The 20803-nt window shown below is 58.5% G+C and carries 23 protein-coding genes and 1 pseudogene; 18 read left to right on the top strand and 6 right to left on the bottom strand.

The window, feature by feature from the left end:
- Positions 1-15 precede the first annotated feature (15 nt).
- The 5 genes from ACA064_RS24965 (at position 16) to ACA064_RS24945 (ending at position 4373) form a co-directional block, all read left to right on the top strand.
- Entirely contained in the window at positions 16-891 is an 876-nt protein-coding gene (locus tag ACA064_RS24965) for an acyl-CoA dehydrogenase (RefSeq protein ID WP_497670513.1), read from the top strand.
- A 172-nt stretch (positions 892-1063) separates the two neighbouring features.
- Positions 1064-2158 carry a serine hydrolase domain-containing protein gene (locus ACA064_RS24960; protein ID WP_497670512.1) on the top strand — a complete coding sequence of 365 codons (1095 nt, stop codon included), beginning with the start codon at positions 1064-1066 and terminating at the stop codon, positions 2156-2158.
- The gene (locus ACA064_RS24955) at positions 2155-2484 is read left to right on the top strand and encodes an amidase (protein WP_497670511.1); all 330 of its coding nucleotides are present in this window, start codon (positions 2155-2157) and stop codon (positions 2482-2484) included. The genes ACA064_RS24960 and ACA064_RS24955 overlap by 4 nt, the downstream gene beginning before the upstream one ends.
- A 139-nt stretch (positions 2485-2623) precedes the next feature.
- Entirely contained in the window at positions 2624-3214 is a 591-nt protein-coding gene (locus ACA064_RS24950) for a YceI family protein (RefSeq protein ID WP_497670510.1), read from the top strand.
- Position 3215: 1 nt separating this feature from the next.
- Entirely contained in the window at positions 3216-4373 is a 1158-nt protein-coding gene (locus ACA064_RS24945) for a phospholipase D-like domain-containing protein (RefSeq protein WP_497670509.1), read from the top strand.
- Positions 4374-4527: 154 nt separating this feature from the next.
- Here the strand turns inward: ACA064_RS24945 and bglX are convergent, their stop codons facing one another.
- Complete coding sequence (gene bglX, locus ACA064_RS24940; RefSeq protein WP_497670508.1) at positions 4528-6819, bottom strand: beta-glucosidase BglX; 2292 nt, start codon at positions 6817-6819, stop codon at positions 4528-4530.
- A 239-nt stretch (positions 6820-7058) separates the two neighbouring features.
- On the opposite strand from bglX, the gene ACA064_RS24935 reads away from it, so the two are divergent.
- The 6 genes from ACA064_RS24935 to ACA064_RS24910 all read left to right on the top strand — a co-directional run bounded on the left by ACA064_RS24935 (position 7059) and on the right by ACA064_RS24910 (position 10216).
- On the top strand, positions 7059-7667 hold the full coding sequence (locus ACA064_RS24935; RefSeq protein WP_497670507.1) for a LemA family protein: 609 nt from the start codon (positions 7059-7061) through the stop codon (positions 7665-7667).
- Between the two features lie 73 nt (positions 7668-7740).
- A complete protein-coding gene (locus ACA064_RS24930; RefSeq protein WP_497670506.1) occupies positions 7741-8490 on the top strand; it encodes a TPM domain-containing protein in 750 nt (249 codons plus the stop codon).
- A 27-nt stretch (positions 8491-8517) separates the two neighbouring features.
- Positions 8518-9135 (top strand): TPM domain-containing protein, encoded by a 618-nt coding sequence (locus ACA064_RS24925; RefSeq protein ID WP_497670505.1) that lies wholly within the window; start codon positions 8518-8520, stop codon positions 9133-9135.
- 134 nt (positions 9136-9269) lie between these two features.
- Positions 9270-9569, top strand: a complete 300-nt coding sequence (locus ACA064_RS24920) for a response regulator transcription factor (protein ID WP_497670504.1) — start codon at positions 9270-9272, stop codon at positions 9567-9569.
- Positions 9556-9915, top strand: coding sequence for a putative holin (locus tag ACA064_RS24915; protein ID WP_497670503.1), 360 nt, complete (start codon positions 9556-9558; stop codon positions 9913-9915). The genes ACA064_RS24920 and ACA064_RS24915 overlap by 14 nt, the downstream gene beginning before the upstream one ends.
- A gap of 1 nt (position 9916) precedes the next feature.
- A complete protein-coding gene (locus ACA064_RS24910) occupies positions 9917-10216 on the top strand; it encodes a phage holin family protein (protein ID WP_497670502.1) in 300 nt (99 codons plus the stop codon).
- Here the strand turns inward: ACA064_RS24910 and ACA064_RS24905 are convergent.
- A complete protein-coding gene (locus tag ACA064_RS24905) occupies positions 10211-10645 on the bottom strand; it encodes a helix-turn-helix domain-containing protein (protein ID WP_497670501.1) in 435 nt (144 codons plus the stop codon). The two genes, ACA064_RS24910 and ACA064_RS24905, sit on opposite strands and share 6 nt — an antisense overlap.
- A gap of 298 nt (positions 10646-10943) precedes the next feature.
- Between ACA064_RS24905 and ACA064_RS24900 the strand changes: the two genes are divergently transcribed.
- The 3 genes from ACA064_RS24900 (at position 10944) to ACA064_RS24890 (ending at position 12937) form a co-directional block, all read left to right on the top strand.
- A complete protein-coding gene (locus ACA064_RS24900) occupies positions 10944-11228 on the top strand; it encodes an Ogr/Delta-like zinc finger protein (RefSeq protein WP_497670500.1) in 285 nt (94 codons plus the stop codon).
- Positions 11225-11587, top strand: coding sequence for a hypothetical protein (locus ACA064_RS24895; protein ID WP_497670499.1), 363 nt, complete (start codon positions 11225-11227; stop codon positions 11585-11587). Before ACA064_RS24900 ends, ACA064_RS24895 begins: the two co-directional genes overlap by 4 nt.
- 132 nt (positions 11588-11719) lie before the next feature.
- The gene (locus tag ACA064_RS24890; protein ID WP_497670498.1) at positions 11720-12937 is read left to right on the top strand and encodes a class I SAM-dependent methyltransferase; all 1218 of its coding nucleotides are present in this window, start codon (positions 11720-11722) and stop codon (positions 12935-12937) included.
- A 64-nt stretch (positions 12938-13001) separates the two neighbouring features.
- Here the strand turns inward: ACA064_RS24890 and ACA064_RS24885 are convergent, their stop codons facing one another.
- Complete coding sequence (locus tag ACA064_RS24885) at positions 13002-13925, bottom strand: DMT family transporter (protein WP_497670497.1); 924 nt, start codon at positions 13923-13925, stop codon at positions 13002-13004.
- Between the two features lie 337 nt (positions 13926-14262).
- Here ACA064_RS24885 and ACA064_RS24880 point away from each other — a divergent pair, with 337 nt between their 5' ends.
- From ACA064_RS24880 to ACA064_RS24870, 3 genes are all read left to right on the top strand, one after another.
- Positions 14263-14844: a DJ-1/PfpI family protein gene (locus ACA064_RS24880; RefSeq protein ID WP_123428182.1), complete on the top strand. Its 582-nt coding sequence runs from the start codon at positions 14263-14265 to the stop codon at positions 14842-14844.
- A gap of 16 nt (positions 14845-14860) precedes the next feature.
- On the top strand, positions 14861-15166 hold the full coding sequence (locus ACA064_RS24875) for a ribbon-helix-helix domain-containing protein (protein WP_150807229.1): 306 nt from the start codon (positions 14861-14863) through the stop codon (positions 15164-15166).
- 209 nt (positions 15167-15375) lie between these two features.
- Positions 15376-15720 carry a YegP family protein gene (locus ACA064_RS24870; protein ID WP_497670496.1) on the top strand — a complete coding sequence of 115 codons (345 nt, stop codon included), beginning with the start codon at positions 15376-15378 and terminating at the stop codon, positions 15718-15720.
- 55 nt (positions 15721-15775) lie between these two features.
- Here ACA064_RS24870 and ACA064_RS24865 read toward each other — a convergent pair whose 3' ends face one another.
- Complete coding sequence (locus ACA064_RS24865) at positions 15776-16795, bottom strand: DUF4917 family protein (RefSeq protein WP_497674322.1); 1020 nt, start codon at positions 16793-16795, stop codon at positions 15776-15778.
- A gap of 156 nt (positions 16796-16951) precedes the next feature.
- Here ACA064_RS24865 and yiaY point away from each other — a divergent pair, with 156 nt between their 5' ends.
- Positions 16952-18100, top strand: a complete 1149-nt coding sequence (gene yiaY, locus ACA064_RS24860) for an L-threonine dehydrogenase (protein ID WP_497670495.1) — start codon at positions 16952-16954, stop codon at positions 18098-18100.
- 24 nt (positions 18101-18124) lie between these two features.
- On the opposite strand, the gene ACA064_RS24855 is transcribed toward yiaY, so the two are convergent.
- Positions 18125-19303, bottom strand: coding sequence for a multidrug effflux MFS transporter (locus ACA064_RS24855; RefSeq protein ID WP_497670494.1), 1179 nt, complete (start codon positions 19301-19303; stop codon positions 18125-18127).
- 17 nt (positions 19304-19320) lie between these two features.
- A pseudogene (locus tag ACA064_RS24850) lies at positions 19321-20554 on the bottom strand (8-amino-7-oxononanoate synthase family protein).
- Positions 20555-20803: the final 249 nt, after the last annotated feature.

The raw sequence follows: 20803 nt of genomic DNA, 5'->3' as shown, positions 1-20803 counted from the left end.
CTTGAGGAACCTCCCATGCCTTGGCAAGCCCTGTTGTCCCACTGCAAACGTCTGCCCGCCAATCCGGATCTGGCCGAGGGTTTTGGGGCGTTGTTACAGCAACTGGGCAGCGTCACCCCGTTCGAATTGGCCGTGCGTGGCGGTCGATTGATGGCAACGCCCGGGCTGGCATTTCTGGTGGGTTATCAGGCGGCGCTGCGTATGCTTTGGCCCAGTGCGCCGCCGAGCCTGGGTGCCTTGTGCGCGACCGAACAGCGCAGCCTGCGCCCGGCGGACATGCAGACCCGTCTGGATGACTTGCGGTTGAGCGGGCGCAAGGATTTCGTCACCGCCGGTGATGCGGCGGACTGGTTGCTGATTGCCGCGCGCTGCGAGGCGCCGGGTGAATTGCCGCGGTTGAGTCTGGCCGTGGTGTACCCCGGTGAACCCGGGGTACGACTGGAGAAACTGCCGGCGATTCCGTTGATGCCGGACATCAGCCACGGTCGGCTGTTTCTCGACAATGCCTTCTGCGAATTGCTCGCAGGGGATGGTTGGGACGCCTACGTCAAACCGTTCCGCACCCTGGAAGACATCTATGTGCTGAGTGCCATGAGCGCCTGGTTGTATGGCGTCGGCCAGGACAGCGACTGGCCGCAGAACCTGCAACTGCGGTTGTTGGCGTTATTGGCGGGGTGTGCGCAAGTCAGTCGGCAGAACCCGGGTTCGAGTGCCGGGCATGTGTTGCTGGGTGGTTTGTTCGCGCAGTTCGATGGGCTCCGGTCCGAGTTGAACGAAGCATTCGCCGATGGCCCGTCGGAGTGGGCGGCGTTGTGGGGGCGTGATAGGGCCGTGCTGGAATTGGCGGCCGGGGCGCGGGCCAAGCGCTTGGCGAAGGCGTTGCAGGCGTAGGAGCTGGCGTAGCCTGCGATCTTTTGATCTTGATTCTCTGTGATACCGGTGTGTTTGCGAAAAGATCGCAGCCTGCGGCAGCTCCTACGGGATCTGTGTTTACCATGAGAGATTTCAAAACTGTCATCTATCCCGGCTAGGCTCAGCAGGTTCATCCTCCTGAGTCTCCGCCATGTTCAAAGGCTCGACCCTGCTGATCGCGCTGTTTTTCATGAGTGCTCATGCCGTCGCCGAATACTGGCCTGCCGAACAATGGTCCCAGGGTCCGCAGGTCTCCGGTCCGGCGCTCAATGCCCTTGAGGACTACGCCTTCCAGCCCCGCGACGACAGTACTCACAAAGGCATCCGCACCGATGCCTTGCTGGTGATCCGCGACGGTCAGTTGATCTATGAACGTTATGCCGGGCCAACCACCGCCGATACCCCGCATCTGACCTGGTCGATCAGCAAAAGCCTGATGGCCACGGTGTTGGGCGTGGCTTATGGCGAGGGCCGTTTTACCTTGCAGGACCCGGTGGCGAAGTTTTATCCGCCGCTGCAACGGCATCCGGCGATTTCCATGGCCGATCTGCTGCACTGGGCGTCGGGCCTGGATTGGCAGGAAGACTATGAGTACGCCCCGTTGAAGTCATCGGTGGTGGCCATGCTGTACACCCGTGGCCGCAGCGATATGGCTGCATTTACCACCGCTCATGACCGGCTCAGCGCGCCGGGCCAGGCGTTTCGCTACTCCAGCGGCGACAGCAACCTGTTATCCGCAGCACTGAAGAACATGCTCGGCGCGCAGTACCCGGACTATCCCTGGACGGCGCTGTTCGAGCCCTTGGGCATTCGCAATGCGGTATGGGAAAGCGACGCCAGCGGTACGTTTGTCGCCTCGTCCTATGCCTACCTGACGGCTCGCGATCTGGCGCGAATCGGTCTGTTGATGCAGCGCGACGGTCGTTGGCGGGAGCGGCAACTGCTGCCCAAGGACTGGGTCGAGTTCAATCGCCAACCCTTTGCCCACTATCAAGCCAGGCAGGACGAAGCCGTACCCGGTGGTCATTGGTGGCTCAATCTTGCGCTGGATGGCACAGGCAAACCCTGGCCGGCGGCGCCCGCCGATACCTTCGCCGCACTGGGTCATTGGGGCCAGGCGCTGTATGTGATTCCCAGCGAAAAGCTGGTGATCGTGCGTTATGGCGATGATCGCGATGGCAGTTACTGGCACAACGAATTACTCGAACGCGCCCTGGCCGTATTTGGCCCAGCGGTGCAGCCATGAGCCGCCGGGGTTTTGTCCGTCGCCGACCGTTCAGCAGCCTGCTGCTGGTGCTGATGCTGGTGCTGCTCGGCTGGGGCTGGCAGGAAAGGGAGGCGTTGCAGGCGTTCCCGGACATCATCAGCGCCTACACCGCCAAGGAGTATTGTTCCTGCCGCTATGTGATGAACAACCCGGCGGAGTATTGCCAGGCCTATGTGAAGCAATACCTGCCCACTAGCGGGTTTGTTGATGATCCGGCGAACAAACGGGTGACAGCCAGTGGGATGGGGCGAACCCACAGCGCTGGATGGATCGGCGAGAGCCAGGGTTGCCGGCTGTTGCCTTGACTGTGGCGAGGGGGCAGGCCCGCTCGCCATAAGGGAGGTGCTCGGCTCTGTATCTGGGGTGCGGCCAAGCAACCGAAGGTTTGCAACTCGCCTGCGGCCAGTTAAGGTTCAGCTCAAGTTTATTCGCCCATGAGTTGTTATGCCCAACGCTTCGCTCTTCAAACTGTGCGCTTTGCTGCTGACGACTTGCGCCTCTGTGTCCGCCCACGCCAACTGGTACCTGGATGGCGAGTCTTCGCGTCTGTCGTTTATCACCACCAAGAACGCAAATATCTCCGAAGTTCAGCGCTTTTTGGTGCTGCACGGCAAGGTCGACCCCAAGGGGATGGCGCAGGTGCAGGTCGATCTGGATTCGGTCAATAGCGGGATTCCGCTGCGTGATGAGCGCGTGCGCCAGGACCTGTTCGACATCAAGACCTTCCCCCAGGCGCTGATCTCTGCACAAATCAATCTGCAGCCGATCAACGATCTGGCTCCTGGCGCGCAGCTCGAACTGCGGCTGCCGCTGACGGTAAAGCTCCACGGCAAAGAGCAGAACTACAATGCCGAACTGCTGGCTACCAGGCTGGACGATCGGCGTTTCCAGGTGGTCACCCTTGAGCCGCTGGTGCTCAATGCCGAGGACTTCGATTTGGCGCCGGGCTTGAATGCGTTACGCAAGACTGCTGGATTATCGGCGATCAGTCTTTCGGTGCCGGTAGGTGCGGTGCTGATTTTTACGGCGCGCTGAGATGAGTGGTCCGGTATTCCCCTGGCGTGAAGGTAACAGCTTCGAATTGCTGATCGACGGGCCGGGTTTCTTCCCGCGCATGCTGGTGGCGATTGCCCGTGCCGAGACTCAGGTTGAGCTTGAGTTGTACCTGGTGGAGGCCGGAGCCTGTGCCGAAGCGATGGTCCAGGCGCTGGTGCAGGCGGCCGAACGCGGCGTTCGAGTACGCTGCCTGTTCGACGATTACGGCAGCCTGGCCTTCACCTTGAGTTTGCGCAACCGACTGATCCTGGCCGGGGTCGAGCTACGGTTCTACAACCGCCTGAGCTGGCGGCGTTGGGTGCGCAACCTGTATCGCGATCATCGCAAGCTGCTGTTGGTCGATCAACGCATGGCGGTGGTCGGCGGCACCGGTGTCACCGATGAGTTCTGGACGCCCGGCGAGGACACCAGCGAATGGCATGAGGTGATGGTGGAAATCGTCGGCCCGCTGGTGCAAGACTGGCAGATGCTGTTCGACCGGCAATGGATTGCCAACCGTCATCGCAAGGCCTGGAAACCGGCCTCGAGCTTTGGCCTGCAGCGCCTGCCAAAGGTACCGTCGGCGGGGCAGGGCATGGGCCGGGTGGCGTATGCCGACGCCCGTCAACATCGGGATATCCTGCAATCACTGACGCGTGCCTTGAACAGCGGGCAGCGGCGGATCTGGCTGGCGACCCCGTACTTCCTGCCGACCTGGAAAGTCCGCCGCTCGTTGCGCCGGGCCGCAACACGGGGCATCGATGTGCGTTTGCTGCTCACCGGACCGCGCACCGATCACCCGTCGGTGCGCTATGCGGGGCATCGCTACTACCCGCGTCTGCTCAAGGCCGGGGTGAAGATCTTCGAGTATCAGCCGTGTTTTCTGCACCTGAAAATGGTGTTGATCGATGATTGGGTGAGCATCGGTTCGTGCAACTTCGATCACTGGAATCTGCGCTTCAACCTGGAAGCCAATCTGGAAGCCCTCGACCCTGAGCTGACGCGTGCGGTGGCGGCGAGTTTCGAGGCGGACTTTGCCCAGAGCCAGGCCGTCAGCCTTGAGGCGTGGCGACGCCGGCCGCTGTGGCGACGGGTCAAGCAGCGGGTCTGGGGTTGGGTGGATCGGGTGGTGGTGAATCTGCTGGATCGGCGGGGGTAGGGCGGTCCATAAGATCAAAAGATCAAAAGATCAAAAGATCAAAAGATCAAAAGATCAAAAGATCGCAGCCTGCGGCAGCTCCTACGGGATTCGCGGATGTACGCGGTCGGTGTAGGAGCTGCCGATAGGCTGCGATCTTTTCGCTTTTGCGGTCTTACAACAACTCGAAACTCTGCTGGATTACGTCCTGGGAATCCAGGCCGATCTGCACGTTGAACTTGCCGGGCTCGGCAGCGAATTTCAGCTGGGTGTTGTAGAACTTCAGGTCCTTCTCTTCGATGCTGAAGTGCACGACTTTCTCTTCGCCGGCCTTGAGCATGATTTTCTGGAAGTTCTTCAACTCCTTGATCGGGCGGATCATCGAGCCGGTGACATCCTGGATATACAGCTGCACCACGGTTTCGCCATCGCGCTTGCCAGTGTTTTTAACCGTCACCCTGGCGTCGAGCTTGCCGGTCTTGTTCAAGGTGGTGGCCGACAGCGCCATGTTCGACAAGCTGAAGTCGGTGTAGCTCAAGCCGAAGCCGAACGGGTACAGGGGACCGGTGGTGTCGTCGAAGTACTGTGAAGTGTAGTTGCCTGGCTTGCCCGGGGTGAACGGCCGGCCGATGGTCAGGTGGTTGTAGTAAGTCGGAATCTGCCCCACCGAGCGCGGGAAAGTGATGGGCAGTTTGCCAGACGGGTTGTAGTCGCCGAACAGCACATCGGCAATCGCATTGCCGCCTTCGGTGCCGGCGAACCAGGTTTCGAGGATCGCGTCCGCCTGTTGCTGCTCTTCGAGAATCGACAGCGGACGGCCGTTCATCAACACCAGCACCAACGGTTTGCCGGTGGCTTTGAGGGCCTTGATCAGCTCACGCTGGCTGGCGGGAATGTTCAGGTCGGTACGGCTCGAGGATTCATGGGACATGCCGCGCGATTCTCCGACCGCTGCCACAACCACATCGGCCTGCTGCGCGGCCTTGACCGCTTCTTCGATCAGCTCCGCTGCCGGGCGCGGGTCGTCCACCACTTCCGGGGCATCGAAGTTGAGGAAGTTCAGGTAACCGACGATTTTCTGGTCGGCAGTGATGTTGGAACCACGGGCGTAGATCAGCGTCGACTGATTGCCCAGTGCGCGAGTCATGCCGTCGAACAGGGTCACCGACTGATCCGGTCTGCCAGCGGCGGCCCAACTGCCCATCATGTCGATCGGCGCTTTCGCCAGCGGGCCGACCAGGGCGATTTTCGCGGTTTTCTTCAGCGGCAGGGTTTCACCCTGGTTTTTCAACAACACCAGGCTGCGGCGCGCGACGTCGCGAGCTTCTGCGCGGTGCATGCGGCTTTCGGCATAGGTATCGGCCGGATCGTCCTCGGCTTTGCCGATACGCAGGTACGGGTCCTTGAACAGGCCCATGTCGTATTTGGCGCCCAGCACTTCACGCACGGCGTTATCGATATCGCTCTGGGCAATCTCCCCGGACTTCAACAGCCCCGGCAATTCCTGGCCATAGAGGGTGTCGTTCATGCTCATGTCGATGCCGGCCTTGATCGCCAGCTTGGCGGCCTCGCGGCCGTCCTTGGCGACGCCGTGTTTGATCAGCTCGAAAATCGCCCCGTGGTCGCTGACTGCCAGGCCTTTGAAGCCCCAGTCCTTGCGCAGCAGGTCCTGCATCAGCCACATGTTGGCGGTGGCCGGCACGCCGTTGATCGAATTCAGGGCAACCATGACCCCGCCGGCGCCCGCATCGATGGCGGCGCGGTAGGGCGGCAGGTAGTCCTGGTACATCTTGACCGGGCTCATGTCCACAGTGTTGTAGTCGCGACCGCCTTCGATCGCGCCGTACAAGGCAAAGTGCTTGACGCTGGACATAATGCTGTCCGGCGCGCTCGGGGTCTCGCCCTGGTAGGCCTTGACCATCACTTTGGCAATCCGCGAGACCAGATAGGTGTCTTCGCCGAAGCCTTCGGAGGTGCGGCCCCAACGAGGATCGCGGGAAATGTCGACCATCGGCGCGAAGGTGATGTCTAGGCTGTCGGCACTGGCTTCCTTGGCGGCGATGCGCCCGCTCAGGGCGATTGCGTCCATGTCCCAGCTCGAGGCCAGGGCCAGGCTGATGGGGAAAATCGTCCGGTGGCCGTGAATCACGTCATAGGCGAAGAACATCGGGATCTTCAGCCGGCTGCGCATGGCCGCGTCCTGCATCGGCCGGTTTTCCGGGCGGATAATCGAATTGAAGGTGCCGCCGATGCGCCCGGCGGCGATTTCCTTGCGGATCATCTCGCGGGGCATTTCCGGCCCGATGCTGATCAGGCGCAACTGGCCAATCTTTTCATCGAGGGTCATCTGCTTCATCAGGTTGGCGACGAAAGCATCTTTGTTCTGAATAGGTGCCGGCTTGGTGTCGGCCATGACAGGGTGACTGGCCAGGCCGATAACAAGGCCCAGCAAACACAACTTCTTCATGAATAATTTTCTCGCAGGCTAAACCGATACTGTTGAAACGCGCCGGTTAGCCATAAATTAGGGAGCGACTATTGTTGTTCGGATAAATGCAGCACACTTCTGAACTCTTTTTCGCGCAGGGCATCTTTTAGCTGATTGGCTCGATGCAATCCAGTGGCGGGGGCAGATTATGCCCCAAGCGCTCGATTTAAGGGTCGCAGGTTCCATTCCATAGGGTTGCACAAGGGAGCGTCACCAATATGCAGGTACAACAGCGCTATCGCTCGGGCTGGCAAATCGCGGTGTTGATGCTGCTGAGCACATTCCTCACCGGCTGCGGCATCAATACCATTCCGACCCTCGACGAACAGGCCAAGGCGGCCTGGTCGCAAGTGCAGAACCAGTATCAGCGCCGAGCCGACCTGATTCCCAACCTGGTGGAGACGGTCAAGGGCTATGCCCAGCATGAGCAGGAGACCCTGACCGCAGTAATCGAAGCCCGGGCCAAGGCGACTTCTATCCAGGTCGATGCCAGCACCCTCGACAACCCGGAAAAGCTCAGGCAGTTCCAGCAGGCTCAGGATCAGCTGACCGGCGCCCTCAGTCGTTTGATGGTGGTTTCCGAACGCTACCCGGACCTCAAGGCCAACCAGAACTTCCTGGCCCTGCAATCGCAACTCGAAGGCACCGAGAACCGCATCAGCGTGGCTCGTCGTGACTTTATCCTCGCGGTGCAGAAGTACAACACCGAGATTCGCACCTTCCCCGGTCGCCTGTGGCACACCGTGCTGTACAGCGATCTGCCGATCCGCGAGAACTTCGAGGCGACCAGCGCAGATGCCGATAAAGCGCCGGAAGTGAAGTTCTGAGCTGCGCCGGGCACCCCTGTACAACGGTGCCCGGCGGTAGATCAGGCGAAGTGTCACCACGGATGAGGTTCCAATGCGCGTGTTGAAAGTTGGCCTGGTGCTGTTGCTCTGGGTGTTTGCAGTCACGGCCCAGGCCGAGTTGAAGTTTCCGGCGCTGACCGGAAGGGTGGTGGATAACGCCCAGATGATCGAGCCATCGGTGCGCGAGCAAGTGACGCAACAGCTCATGGCCCACGAACAGGCCACCGGCGAACAGCTGGTGGTGGTGACCGTGCCGGACCTGCAAGGCGCCAGCATCGAAGACTTCGGTTACCAGTTGGGACGGCACTGGGGGATTGGCCAGAAAGACCAGAACAACGGCGCGTTGCTGATCGTCGCTCGCGATGAGCGCAAGCTGCGCATCGAAGTCGGTTATGGCCTGGAAGACCGCCTGACCGATGCGCAAAGCTCAGTGATCATCAATCAGGTCATCACCCCCGCCTTCAAAACCGGCAACTTCAGCAAGGGCATCAGCGACGGGGTTGCCGCGATGCTGGTGGTGCTGGGCGGTAACCCGCTGGATGAGCCTGCCAACCTGGCAGGATCGGGAGGCGGGCGCGACAGCGACTTCGTCGAAAGCCACCCAGGCGTGTTCGTGTTCCTGGTGTTGCTGTTTATCGTGACGATTTTCGTCTGCCAGATGCTCGGCATTCTACCCAGTGGCGGCGGTCGGGGAGGCTCGGGCGGTTTCGGCGGCGGTGGCTTTGGTGGCGGTTCCGGGGGCGGCGGCTTCAGTGGCGGTGGTGGTAGCTTTGGCGGCGGCGGATCGTCGGGCGGCTGGTAACTAAATAATGAATGAGTATGTAAAAACATGGCATTACTGAGTGAACACGAACAGCGCAAGGTTGCCGAAGCGATTGCGCGGGTCGAGCAACACACCGATGCCGAACTGGTCACCGTCCTCGCTGCCCGGGCCGACGACTATGCCTACATCCCGCTGCTCTGGGCCAGCCTGCTGGCGCTGATCGTACCGGGCGTCGTGCACTACCTGTCCGGCTGGATGAGCATGCATAGCTTGCTGCTGGTGCAGTGGGTCAGCTTTATCGTCCTGTGCCTGCTGTTCAGGATCCCGAAGATCACCACCCACCTGATCCCGCGCTCGGTTCGGCATTGGCGCGCCTCGAACCTGGCGCGGCGGCAGTTTCTCGAACAGAACCTGCACCACACCGTCGGCAGCACCGGCATGCTGATCTTCGTTTCCGAGGCGGAACGTTATGTCGAAATTCTGGTGGACGAGGGTATCTCCAAGCGTCTGGACAACCGCGTATGGGAAGCTATCGTCAAGACATTCACCGAACACGTGAAGCAAGGCCAGACGCTGCAAGGCTTCATCACCTGTATCGAGGCCTGCGGTGAGCTGCTCAGCCAGCATGTCCCGGTCACGCACGTGCGCAATGAACTGCCGAATCGCCTGGTAGTTCTTGGTTAGTTATCCCCGCCGTTTTGTCCCTCTAGTCGTTACAACCCCGGCGCATTGCCGGGGTCGAGGCGTGTCTCCAACATCTCTTTGCATTGATGAACGCGCTGCACACAGGCGTTCGGCCAGTAGAGGGAGTTCAAATCATGTCATACCGTCAACCGGACGAGTCCGTCGTCCGTAGTGGGCAGCGTCATAGGGGGGATACAGACACCCCGGTCGTGCTGACAACCAAAGAAACGCAAGTTCTGTTGTGGAGTTCCCAGGGGAAAACCTCTTGGGAAATCGCGCGGATTCAGAATTGCACAGAAGCCACGGTCAACTTTCACTTCTCCAATATCCGTCGAAAATTCTCGGTCGGCTCACGCAGCGCGGCAGTGCTCAAGGCCATTGAGTTCGGGATTATTTCCATGGTCAAGCATCGAGATGCCCATGAGCCTGACTGATTCGACCTACAACAGCATCAGCGGGCTGCTGCTGGGGCTGGGTGTTGCAACGACACTGCCGCCGATCGATGGTGGCGCACTGTTTGGTGCAACCCTCGGAGCCTGGCTGGTGACCACGACGCGGAAGAACTTCAAGGCTTGGCAACGCATAGGATCATTGTTGTTGTCAGCGGGGGTCGGCTACCTGTTCACACCGGTGACGTTGCCACTCGCCCCCTTCCTGACCAGCGGCGTCGCGGCATTCCTGTGTGCGTTGATGGTCATTCCCATCAGCATCAAGGCGATGCAGTGGATCGACGGCGCCAATCTCGAAGAAATTATTCGGCATCTGAAAGGGGGAAGGTGAAATGGGCGGCATGATGTTTATTCTTACGCTTACAACAGCCATTTCTTATCTGCTCAGCGCTTTCAGGCTGGCGTGTTACCAACGCAACGAAAAACGCCATTGCTGGCGTGATGGCCTGCTGACCAGCCTGTGTGGCGTCGTATTTTGCTTTGCCGGCATGGATGTATTGCTGACACGCCACCCGGTGAGTCTGTGGCAAGCACTTATCAGTGTTTTGCTGTGCGGCCTGATCATTCGCTCTGGCGGCAATCTCGTCGTGCTGTGGCGCACCGTGAAACCAGAGCGTGTCGAGCCACTATGACTGTTGCGAGTCGATCGCGTATTGGAGTGTCGACAGGGCTGAGGTTACTTCTGCTAGTTTTAGTTCCAGATCCCGCAGACGCCTCTTCTCTTCCAACGCACTTTGTATCGCGCAGCGATCATCTTCATCGAGCAGCCGCCACAAAGCGAGAATTGTATGTTCCCGCGTGGCGCCTTCCTGAGTGATGTCTGTGGCGTCGATTGCCACATTGCGCAGTATCGGCCCTTCGCCTAGTAACAACCAGTCAAGGGAAATGCCGCGGTCTTGGGCGATATCTATGCATATTGCGTAAGGTGTGCTGTCGCGTCCTTTCCAGCTACTTAGGGTCTGAGGGCTGATCTGCAACGCTGAAGACAAAGCTGCATCGGTGCTTGTTCCGGTGATCAGTTTTAAGCGAGTCAGAACAGCTTGTGATTTCTTGCTACGCAATTTGAGCCTCTGCCTTTTGACTTATTCGTTTTGAGTGCCTAATTTATGCGTAATGAGTACTTGTTCAGGTATGTAACCAACCATTAACTATGAATCAGACGAACTTAATTTTGAAACTTCCTAATAATATCAGGGAAATTTCCCGCAGCCTTTGCGCATGCCGACTACGCGCCAGTCAGGTTCACTTGGTTTTATCTGCTGAGGGTCATCCACTGGGCCGTGCTGGGTCTGTCAATACCTTAAATAGTATTGCGTTTGATCAAGTTGATTGCCACCAACTAACATCCCGGAGTCAAGCATGAGTACCTACAAAATGGTTTGCCCGCACTGCTTGAATCGGATGCGCATTCGAACCAGCGAAGGCAGACATATCTTTTTACGAGTGGCGTACTTGCAATGTACGTCAGAAGCATGCGGTTGGTCAGTTCGGGCAGAGTTCGAGATGACCCATGAGCTTTCCCCAAGCGGCATGCCCAACCCCGCCGTCAGATTGCCGAGCGCCGGGCCCGATCTGCGTCGTGCCGCGCGGCCTGTTGAGGTGAACAAGGCGCCGGAGGAGCAAGAAATGGAGTCGTCAGCATGAGTGGCATTGATGAGAGCATGGAGCTGAATGGCGAACTCCTGGTCACGGCTCAAGCGTTTCTGACTCGACATGAAAGCGATTACCCCCACGACGACCAATTACTTTTTTGCCGTGCCGTGAAGCACTTGCAGGGATTGAATGTACCGATGCATCTGGCGGAAAAACTGGTCAGCCATGCCTATGGAACGCTGAAATCCATCAACGATCGCCGACGCCTGGACATTGCCGCAAGCTCCGAAACCGTCGCCGTGGTCACGGACCCCTTCAGCGGTCTCACCTGGGCGGTGCCGGTGGGGCTGATCGTCAAGCACATCATCAATTCCCCGGCGAGTCGTCGATTGCGACTGGTTGATCCCTGAGAACAGGCCGGCGTATTCAGGGCTCGGAGCCCGCAATCCGGGCCCGTCGGAAAATAACCCCGTGCCCTCAACCTCCATCCCCCCTAAAATACCCGTCATTCCCCGATCCGCACCGCCCGAGGCGTTTTTTACATGTCTGTCACCGCAACTCCCGCCAGCCTCGCGCCGGATCATCACGCGCAGTTCATCGACCTGCTGCAATCGAGCCTCGAGCAGAACGCCTTCATCAAACTGGTGCTGGCCAAGTATGTCGGTGCCGAGGCGGACTTGCAGCGGCTGATTATCAAGCAGCTAACGGTGAAGGATCAGCCCTGCCTGTCCTTCGTCTACCGCTACAAAACTCGCGACATCACCAAGAATCTGCCAATTAGCGAAGGCGTAGCGACGATTGCGGCGCTGTTGCCGGCGTCGTTCAAGAATGCGCATTTACTGTCGCTGACCGACGAAGCCCAGCTCGAATACAGCAAAAAGGGCAAGAGTTCGCTATTCAAAAGCAAACCCCAGCAATTGCGTGAAGTACCGTCCGCCGAACATAACCGTGAGAAGAACCGCTTCCTCGACCTGAGCCGGCCCTTTCTCGCCGACCTCGGTGTGACGAACAAGCAGCATGAGCTGATCCCGGCGATGTCGCGCAAGTGGAAGCAGATCAACAAGTTCATCGAAGTCTTCAGCCATGCGCTGACCTCTTCGCCTCTGGCGCTGGACAAGCCGGTTCAGGTCGCGGACTTCGGTTCGGGCAAGGGTTACCTGACCTTCGCGATCCATGACTACCTGCGCAATACCTTGAAAACCGAAGCCGAAGTGACCGGCGTCGAGTTACGCGAAGACATGGTCGACCTGTGTAACGCCGCGGCGGCAAAGCTGGACCATCCGGGACTGGTATTCAAATGTGGTGATGTGCGCAGTGTGGCCCCGAGCGAGCTGGACGTAATGATTGCGCTGCATGCCTGCGATATCGCCACCGATTATGCGATTCACACCGGTATTCGTTCCGGCGCCTCGATCATCATGTGTTCACCGTGCTGCCATAAGCAGATCCGCCTGCAAATCCAGAGCCCGGCGCTGCTCAAGCCGATGCTGCAATACGGCCTGCACCTGGGGCAGCAGGCGGAAATGATCACTGACAGCCTGCGTGCGCTGTTTCTCGAAGCCTGCGGGTACGAGACCAAAGTCTTCGAGTTCATCTCCCTGGAGCACACCAACAAGAACAAGATGATTCTGGCGGTGAAACGCGCCGAGCCGGTCGATCCGGCTCAGCTGCTGGTGAAGATTCAGGAGCTCAAGGCTTTCTACAACATCAGCGAGCATTGCCTGGAAACCCTGCTGCGGGCCGACGGATATTTGAGTTAAGCCTGAAAAGATCGCAGCCTGCGGCAGCTCCTACGGATTTGCGTTCGACATGACTTCGCAGCGCCTATGGGGTTCGGGTGTAGGAGCTGCCGCAGGCTGCGATCTTTTGATCTTTAGCCGGGTGCACGCTGGTCTTGCGCCCGAGCATCACGGTGACGATCACACCAAAGGCGAATAGCCAGGTGATCGGCTCGATGTGCTCGCCGAAGAACAGTGCGGAAAAGGCGATGGTGAAGAAGATCTGCAGCAGCTGGATCTGACTGACCCGGGCGATGCCACCCATGGCCAGCCCGGCGTACCAGGCAAAAAAACCGATGAACTGCGAGAACAGCGAGACATAACCGAACGCCCACCAGGTCTTGCTGGAAATTGCCCCCTGGTGCTGCAGCGCCAGGTAGGTTACGGGTCCGATCAGCAGTGGCGTCGACAGCACCAGCGCCCAACAGATCACCTGCCAGCCTCCCATCTCCCTGGCCAGCCGGCCACCTTCGGCATAACCCAGGCCACCGATGGCAATCGCCCCGAGCATCAACAAATCACCGGCCTGAATACTGCCGGCGCCGCTAATCAAGGCGTAACTCAATACCAGTGCACTGCCCAGCGCCGCACAGGCCCAGAAGGCTTTCGACGGTCGCTCATGGGACAACCACGCGGCATACAGCGCCACGCACAGCGGCTGCAAGCCATTGACCAGCGCACCATGGGACGCCGGCAAGGTCTGCATGGCCCAGGCCGACAGCACCGGGAACCCCAGAATCACCCCGGCGATCACCAGGCTCAGGCCTTTGATCTGTTTCCAGGTCGGCCATTTCTCCCGGCGCCAGAGCAACAACAGCGCCGCCGGAATCGCCGCAAACAGCGCGCGACCGAGGCCGTTGAGCAGCGGGTGGATTTCCTGCACGACGATCCGTGTGAACGGCAGGGTCAGGCTGAAGATGACGACGCCAAGCAGGCCCAAGGCCATGCCGGTGTTTTCGCGGGAAGACATGATGGCAACCAGAGTCGAGGGTGATGTTAGGTGTCTTCATCTAGCCATAAACCGCAGGCGCTGCTCTGTTACAGCTAGGCGCAGAGTTATCCGTACAGTTGGGGTAATCCCCCAACGCGTAGGAGCTGTCGGGCGCAGCGAGGCTGCGATCTTTCTTCCAGCCGCGCCACCATCCCAATATCCAAATAACCTGGAAGATCAAAAGATCGCAGCCTCGCTGCGCTCGACAGCTCCTACACAGGGGATACCGTAGTAGCTGGTTATTACCCACCCCTGCGGATAAGGACTACCTTGAATACTCTTGCATGCCCACGCATTTCCCAGAGGAGTCATCCCCATGGCCGCTAAAAAAATTCTGATGCTGGTCGGCGATTACGTCGAAGACTACGAAGTGATGGTGCCATTCCAGGCGCTGCTGATGGTCGGTCACACCGTGCATGCGGTCTGCCCGGATAAAACCGCCGGGCAGACCGTCCGCACTGCGATCCACGATTTCGAAGGCGATCAGACCTACAGCGAAAAGCCGGGGCACCTGTTTGCCCTGAATTTCGACTTCGCCAAGGTCGATGCCGCGGATTATGACGCGCTGCTGGTGCCCGGTGGTCGTGCCCCGGAATACCTGCGGTTGAACGAGAAAGTCCTGCAACTGGTGCAGGCCTTCGACAAAGCTGGCAAACCGATTGCCGCGGTCTGCCATGGTGCGCAATTGCTGGCGGCGGCGGGTATTCTTGAAGGTCGCGAGTGCAGCGCCTACCCGGCCTGCGCCCCGGAAGTTCGCCTGGCTGGCGGTACGTTCATCGATATTCCGGTGACCGAAGGCCATGTTCAGGGCAATCTGGCCACGGCTCCGGCCTGGCCGGCGCATCCAAGCTGGCTGGCGGGTTTCCTCGGTTTGCTCGGTACCAAGATCACCTTGTAAGAAAGAGGCTCATCCGATGTGCGAGCTCTACGTCAAAGCCGATCCGATTCTCTACGAGTCACGCTCCCGCTCGCTGCGCATTTGCGGGGTGGTCACCACCTTGCGCCTGGAAAATCAGTTCTGGGACATCCTCAGCGAGATCGCCGAAGTCGACGGCATGACCACCAATCAACTGATCGCCAAGTTGTATGAAGAGGTCATGGACTATCGCGGTGAAGTGGTGAATTTCGCCTCGTTTCTGCGGGTCAGTTGCACCCGTTATCTGACTCAGCGACGAGTGGCAGCGCCGGAGTTGAGTGTGGTGCGGTCGGCGGTGAAGTAGGACTGATTTTTGGGTTGGCCTTGCTGGCCCCATCGCGAGCAAGCTCGCTCCCACAGGTGTATGCGATCACCTGTGGGAGCGAGCTTGCTCGCGATTGGATATAACAGACAAAACTCTCCTGGAAATCCGTGAGTGATATTGGCTAAACGCCGGACAAGGTCTTTACTCTGATGGCGCAGCAAGCCTTATCAATCGACAGGAGTTAGAGCATGTCTGGATGGTATGAGTTGAGCAAAAGCAGTAATGGTCAGTTCCGCTTTGTTCTCAAGGCGGCCAACGCCGAAACTATTCTCAGCAGCGAGTTGTACTCCACCCGCAGTGCTGCCGAGAGCGGCATCGCGTCGGTCCAGGCCAATAGTCCGCTGGACGAGCGCTACGAGAAAAAAACCACCAAGGATGGCCATCCGTACTTCAACCTCAAGGCTGCCAACCACCAAATCATCGGCAGCAGTGAAACTTATTCCTCCGATGCAGCGCTGCAAAAAAGCATTGCCAGCGTCAAGTCCAACGGTCCGAGTGCCGTGATCAAGGACAAGACCTTGCCGGTTCTGTGATCGTAAAAATCAAAAGATCGCAGCCTGCGATCTTTTGATTTTCCTCCCTGTGCTCCTAACGCTCGACCGGCACCGACAGCTGTGGACTCCCCAATCCATGGCTCTTCGAATCAAAAAACCGCAACGTCACATCCAACCCTTCGAACAGCTTCGTGTAATGGCGTTTCTGGTGCTGGATAAACGCCTTGCTGCGCGGGTAGATCGAGAAGGCGATGGTCTTGAGTTGCGCCTGGCGCAAGGCGTGGACGATATGGCCGTCTTGCTCGCCGAGGCTGTGGCCGAAGATGCACAAGGCACCGTTGTGGCTCAGCAGTTGTTCGTAGCAGAAGGACAGATAGTCCGAACTGCGGATGATCTTGAGCTTGTCCTGGCTGGTGCCTTCGCTGATGAACAACGGCACATCGTCCAGGGTCTTGATGGTGTTGTTGATGGCGAAACTGCCAAGCAGTGTGCCTTCAGTGGAGGTCAGCTTGCGTGCGCTGCCGTCGGAATTTCTCACCAGGTGCAGGCCGCCGTGCAGGTAGAGCACGCGCGCCTTGTCCGTCCGGGTATTGCTCAAGTCGAAGTTTGAATCGGCACCATTGAACAGGTCGGTAATGGCCTGCGGGTCTTGCATGATCGCCCAGTAATTGAGCAGGTCGTAGTTGGTGGTGAACACCGTCGGGTAGCTGCCCAGCTCTTGATTGATCTTCGCCAGGCTCGACGCCTGCATCAGACGCCAGGGGATATGCACCCCATGCACGGTGTTGATCAGCGCTTCCTTGATCGCGTAGTAGCGATTGCGCGGCGCGGCCGAACTGACGGCCAGGGCCTTGTTGACCCGGCTGGTGGTCTTCAATGCGCTCAGCACCTGTTCGAAAATCCGCGTGCCCATGGCTTCGAAGACGCTCAGCTCGGACTGGCTCAGGGGTTTTTCTTCGACGGTGCGGGCGTTCTCGAACAGCGAGTCATAACCGAAGTCGTCCCACACCACGCGGCTGGCGCCGTTACCCACCAGCAGACCGGTGAACGAGGTGGTTGCGCGCACGGCGTTCCAGTCTTCAAGTTCGGCATCAAATTCCTGGAAATCCATAATCACGGTTTGTCGTCTCAAAACTGAAGGTGTGCAGGGCGCAGACTTTATCACGACATGGAATTGAGCCAGATCAAGATATGCCTGCACTTATGGGTCGATCCTGCAGGCACCCGCTGGATCGGTATTGTCGGTTCAGCCACAACAAGAGGATTAGCCATGAGCAGCACGTTTTTCATTCCCGCGGTGAACATCATGGGCATCGGTTGCCTCGACGAAGCCATACAGGCTATTAGCAAACACGGCTTTCGCAAGGCGTTGATCGTCACCGACGCAGGACTGGCCAAGGCCGGCATCGCGAAGATGATCGCCGAGAAGCTGGCGATTCAGGATATCGACTCGGTGATTTTCGATGGCGCCAAGCCGAACCCGAGCATGGCTAACGTCGAGAACGGTCTGGGGCTGCTCAAGGAAAGTAAATGTGATTTCGTGGTGTCGCTGGGCGGCGGTTCGCCCCATGACTGCGCCAAGGGCATCGCCCTGTGCGCCACCAACGGCGGGCAGATCCGCGACTACGAAGGCGTCGACCAATCGAGCAAGCCGCAATTGCCGCTGATCGCCATCAACACCACCGCCGGTACTGCCAGCGAAATGACCCGGTTCTGCATCATTACGGATGAGTCACGCCACGTGAAAATGGCCATCGTCGATCGCAACGTCACGCCGCTGATGTCGGTCAACGACCCGGCACTGATGGTCGGCATGCCCAAAAGCCTGACTGCCGCCACGGGTATGGACGCACTGACCCACGCCATTGAGGCCTATGTGTCCACCGCCGCCACCCCGATCACCGACGCCTGTGCGCTGAAAGCCATCGAGCTGATCAGCGCCAATTTGCGCCTGGCGGTTCGCGACGGCAGTGACTTGGCTGCACGGGAGAATATGGCCTACGCGCAGTTCCTCGCCGGGATGGCGTTCAACAATGCATCCCTGGGATTTGTGCATGCCATGGCTCACCAGTTGGGTGGTTTCTATGACCTGCCCCATGGTGTATGCAACGCCATACTGCTGCCCCACGTGCAAAGCTTCAACGCCAGCGTCTGCGCTGAACGCCTGACCGACGTCGCCCGGGCATTGGGTGCCGACGTCCGCGGTCTGAGCGCGGAAGAGGGCGCCCAGACGGCCCTCTTGGCGATCCGCTGCCTGTCCGGGGACGTTGAGATTCCGGCCGGGCTGCGCGACTTGGGAGCCAAGTTGCAAGACATTCCGATCCTGGCGGCCAACGCTCTGAAAGACGCCTGTGGGCTGACCAACCCGCGCGCAGCGGATCAACGGCAGATCGAAGAGATATTCCGTGGCGCGTTTTAGCGGTTAAGCAGTAACAGCGGCGTGTCATACGCCGCTTTTTTCGTTGGGCTGCTGGCAGGCTATGAACCACACGCAGAGCATTGCGCCTACAGCCAGCAAGGTGCACAACAGCGCCAATGGCCAGGCCTGTTGGCTCACCAGCAGGCTGGCAAGCCCACCGATTACGGAGGCCATGAGTTGGTGGATAAAACCGCTCAGGGCCATGGCATAGGCACCACTGATCGGCGAGCCATCGTTGGCCACGGCCAGGCTGATGGGGTAGATCAGCGATTGGCCGAACACGGCGAAACAGTAAGGCAGCCAGAACAGCGCGGCGGTGCTACCGAGCAAACTGCCGAACAGCATGGTCGTGCTACCGGCCACTACCAGCGCCACTCCCCAGCTCAGCAAGCGCCGTTGACCGGTGCGCAATACGAACTTATTGACCACCAGTGCACCGAGAAAATAGGCAGCGCTGATCGGCCATCCCAACAGCCCGTATTCAATGGCTGACCAGTTGAACGATCCTTGCAGAATCAGCGGTGCTCCAGTGTTAAAGGCGATGATCACTCCGTACCCGAGACCACCGGCGAGCGCCGGCAGCAGAAAAATCCGATGGCGCAGAATGCACCAGTAGTTTCGCCAACTGGATTGCTGATGCGCACGCTCAGGCAGCGCAGGAAAGCTCATTCGCCATACCACCCAAGCCATCAGCAGACTCGTACCGCCCAGCACATGGAAGATGGCCTGCCAGCCGAACGCCACTTGCAATAACGAGCCGAGGTATTGGCCGATACCCAGCGCGATCACGAAGGATATCGATAGCCAGGACAGTGCCTTGGCCAACAGATTGCCGCTGAAACTGTCGCGTATCAGCACCCGGGCCATGACTGAAATGCCGCTGGCGCCAATGCCCTGAAGCAAACGCAGGGCAAGGAACGACTCGATCGTCGTACCGACAGGCAGGGCGATATTGCCCAGTGCATAGATCCCCAGAGCCGCCAGCAACACCGGCTTGCGCCCGATACGCTCGCCAAGACTGCCCCAAAACAGCATGGGCAGCGCCATGCCGATCAAATACGCCGCCAGCCCCCATGAGACTTGCGAGGCGCTGGCGGACAGGTCGCGGGCAATCTCAGGCAGCGCCGGCAAATAAATACTCATTCCCAGCTGAGCCATGAAAACTGTGCAGCAGGTGATGAGTAAGGTGGTTCTGCTCTTCATTGATTGCCTTGGGTTGTTTAGTGGCGGATATCCAGGCCGTGCTCGCGTAGCAAACTGGTTATGAGTTCACAAAATGTCTTGATCAGATTGGGTGTCATGTCCGCTCGCAAGGTGATTCTGATTGCAGCCTTACCTTGGGGGACCACGGGAAAGAACACCGCCGACGTGAAAAATCCCCTATCGGCCAGTGCTGTCGCGACATTGTTGGCAATTGCCGCCTCGCCGCAAGTGACCAAACGTATCGCCATGCAGCTCGCGCTTTGTTCTGTTCGGATGAGCCGGTCAAAGAGCTGGATATTAGCCTGTAATTTTTCTTGTAACGCTGAAAATTCAAGCGTCCGGTGGAAGCGGATTGACGCTCTGCCTGCACCAATGGCTGCGGTATTCAGGCTTTGCGACCAGTTGCTGGGGCCGCCATAGCGATGGACGAGCTTTTCTGTCTCTCGCTACCGAACATCACTACCCCGCCACTGGCTGCAAAAGACTTTGCCAAAGAGGCAACGATCACGATGTCATCGTCCAGTACCGGGATTCTTGGCCGAATGTATCCCGCGCCGAGCGTTCCTACGGCGGAGAGTGCGTGGGAGTCGTCCATGTAGAGAAAAAGCCCGTAGCGAGCTTTCAGATAGAGCAGGCTATCGAGGTTGGCGACGCCGCCCATGCTGTAAACCCCGTCGGCGACATAGGCAATTTTTTGGCTTTTTTGCACATGTCCTCAAGAAAATCCATGTCATTGTGAGGCGATGTGAAAACTTCAGTTTCGTCGGCGCAAGAGGCCTTGAGGTGATTCATTGAGTAGTGCGACAGTTTGTCGAATACCATGACTGGAGGTTTGTTTTTAGTGAACACTCCGCTGGCCAGTAAAGGCAAGATGCCGGCACTAGCAGCACTGCACGACAATGTGCTGAGGCAACTGGCACCAAAAAGTTCTGAAAGCTCAGTTTCGTATTGATCCAGTATTGCCAATTTGCAGCGATTCTTTGAATTGGCAATACGCAGTGTGCCGGCCTCCTGTAAGGCTTCTATCGCGCCATTGAGGATTTCTGGGTGATAGTCCAGACCCAGATAAGATGTGGTACAGAAGTGATGAAGTGTTCGCCCAAATTGATCGAGCAGATGATTTGCACTTTTGACTTCGACGTTCAAGCCAGAGACTCTGCCTGATTCGGCGGTCTCCCAATCCTGATCAGCTAACGAGATAACTTTCTTATAGTTTGAGAAGGTGTGGGTGGAGTGCGTTGCATGGCTCATTAAGCATCAGTCCTTGGTGTTAAAGGGGCGATCCATTGCTTTTTGTTTCAGCTTGTTTGTAGTTGCGAGACTTTACAGAGCATGACTACCTGGTTTGAATCAGCAGTTTCCTGCGCAGATGAGAGTTGATGGAGACTTATCTGTAGGGCATTGCTGTTGTCTATGAACGATAGATTTACTGGGAGCTTCATTCGAATACCGCCGATCAACTGCTGAAAATCCCCGCTTCGCGCAGACCGCAATCGGTTC

This window comes from Pseudomonas sp. LBUM1658 (assembly GCF_059716055.1).
This window is presented reverse-complemented; position numbering and strand designations above follow the sequence as displayed.

What these genes read in the sequence shown, in the direction of transcription:
- ACA064_RS24930 (WP_497670506.1), top strand. Translation starts at nt 7,741, where the DNA reads ATGCGCGTGTTGAAAGTTGGCCTGGTGCTGTTGCTCTGGGTGTTTGCA.
- ACA064_RS24855 (WP_497670494.1), bottom strand. Translation starts at nt 19,303, where the DNA reads ATGAAGAGCAGAACCACCTTACTCATCACCTGCTGCACAGTTTTCATG.
- ACA064_RS24880 (WP_123428182.1), top strand. Translation starts at nt 14,263, where the DNA reads ATGGCCGCTAAAAAAATTCTGATGCTGGTCGGCGATTACGTCGAAGAC.
- ACA064_RS24890 (WP_497670498.1), top strand. Translation starts at nt 11,720, where the DNA reads ATGTCTGTCACCGCAACTCCCGCCAGCCTCGCGCCGGATCATCACGCG.
- ACA064_RS24910 (WP_497670502.1), top strand. Translation starts at nt 9,917, where the DNA reads ATGGGCGGCATGATGTTTATTCTTACGCTTACAACAGCCATTTCTTAT.
- ACA064_RS24950 (WP_497670510.1), top strand. Translation starts at nt 2,624, where the DNA reads ATGCCCAACGCTTCGCTCTTCAAACTGTGCGCTTTGCTGCTGACGACT.
- ACA064_RS24915 (WP_497670503.1), top strand. Translation starts at nt 9,556, where the DNA reads ATGAGCCTGACTGATTCGACCTACAACAGCATCAGCGGGCTGCTGCTG.
- ACA064_RS24895 (WP_497670499.1), top strand. Translation starts at nt 11,225, where the DNA reads ATGAGTGGCATTGATGAGAGCATGGAGCTGAATGGCGAACTCCTGGTC.
- ACA064_RS24875 (WP_150807229.1), top strand. Translation starts at nt 14,861, where the DNA reads ATGTGCGAGCTCTACGTCAAAGCCGATCCGATTCTCTACGAGTCACGC.
- ACA064_RS24935 (WP_497670507.1), top strand. Translation starts at nt 7,059, where the DNA reads ATGCAGGTACAACAGCGCTATCGCTCGGGCTGGCAAATCGCGGTGTTG.
- ACA064_RS24920 (WP_497670504.1), top strand. Translation starts at nt 9,270, where the DNA reads ATGTCATACCGTCAACCGGACGAGTCCGTCGTCCGTAGTGGGCAGCGT.
- yiaY (WP_497670495.1), top strand. Translation starts at nt 16,952, where the DNA reads ATGAGCAGCACGTTTTTCATTCCCGCGGTGAACATCATGGGCATCGGT.
- ACA064_RS24900 (WP_497670500.1), top strand. Translation starts at nt 10,944, where the DNA reads ATGAGTACCTACAAAATGGTTTGCCCGCACTGCTTGAATCGGATGCGC.
- ACA064_RS24960 (WP_497670512.1), top strand. Translation starts at nt 1,064, where the DNA reads ATGTTCAAAGGCTCGACCCTGCTGATCGCGCTGTTTTTCATGAGTGCT.
- ACA064_RS24885 (WP_497670497.1), bottom strand. Translation starts at nt 13,925, where the DNA reads ATGTCTTCCCGCGAAAACACCGGCATGGCCTTGGGCCTGCTTGGCGTC.
- bglX (WP_497670508.1), bottom strand. Translation starts at nt 6,819, where the DNA reads ATGAAGAAGTTGTGTTTGCTGGGCCTTGTTATCGGCCTGGCCAGTCAC.
- ACA064_RS24870 (WP_497670496.1), top strand. Translation starts at nt 15,376, where the DNA reads ATGTCTGGATGGTATGAGTTGAGCAAAAGCAGTAATGGTCAGTTCCGC.
- ACA064_RS24925 (WP_497670505.1), top strand. Translation starts at nt 8,518, where the DNA reads ATGGCATTACTGAGTGAACACGAACAGCGCAAGGTTGCCGAAGCGATT.
- ACA064_RS24965 (WP_497670513.1), top strand. Translation starts at nt 16, where the DNA reads ATGCCTTGGCAAGCCCTGTTGTCCCACTGCAAACGTCTGCCCGCCAAT.
- ACA064_RS24955 (WP_497670511.1), top strand. Translation starts at nt 2,155, where the DNA reads ATGAGCCGCCGGGGTTTTGTCCGTCGCCGACCGTTCAGCAGCCTGCTG.
- ACA064_RS24945 (WP_497670509.1), top strand. Translation starts at nt 3,216, where the DNA reads ATGAGTGGTCCGGTATTCCCCTGGCGTGAAGGTAACAGCTTCGAATTG.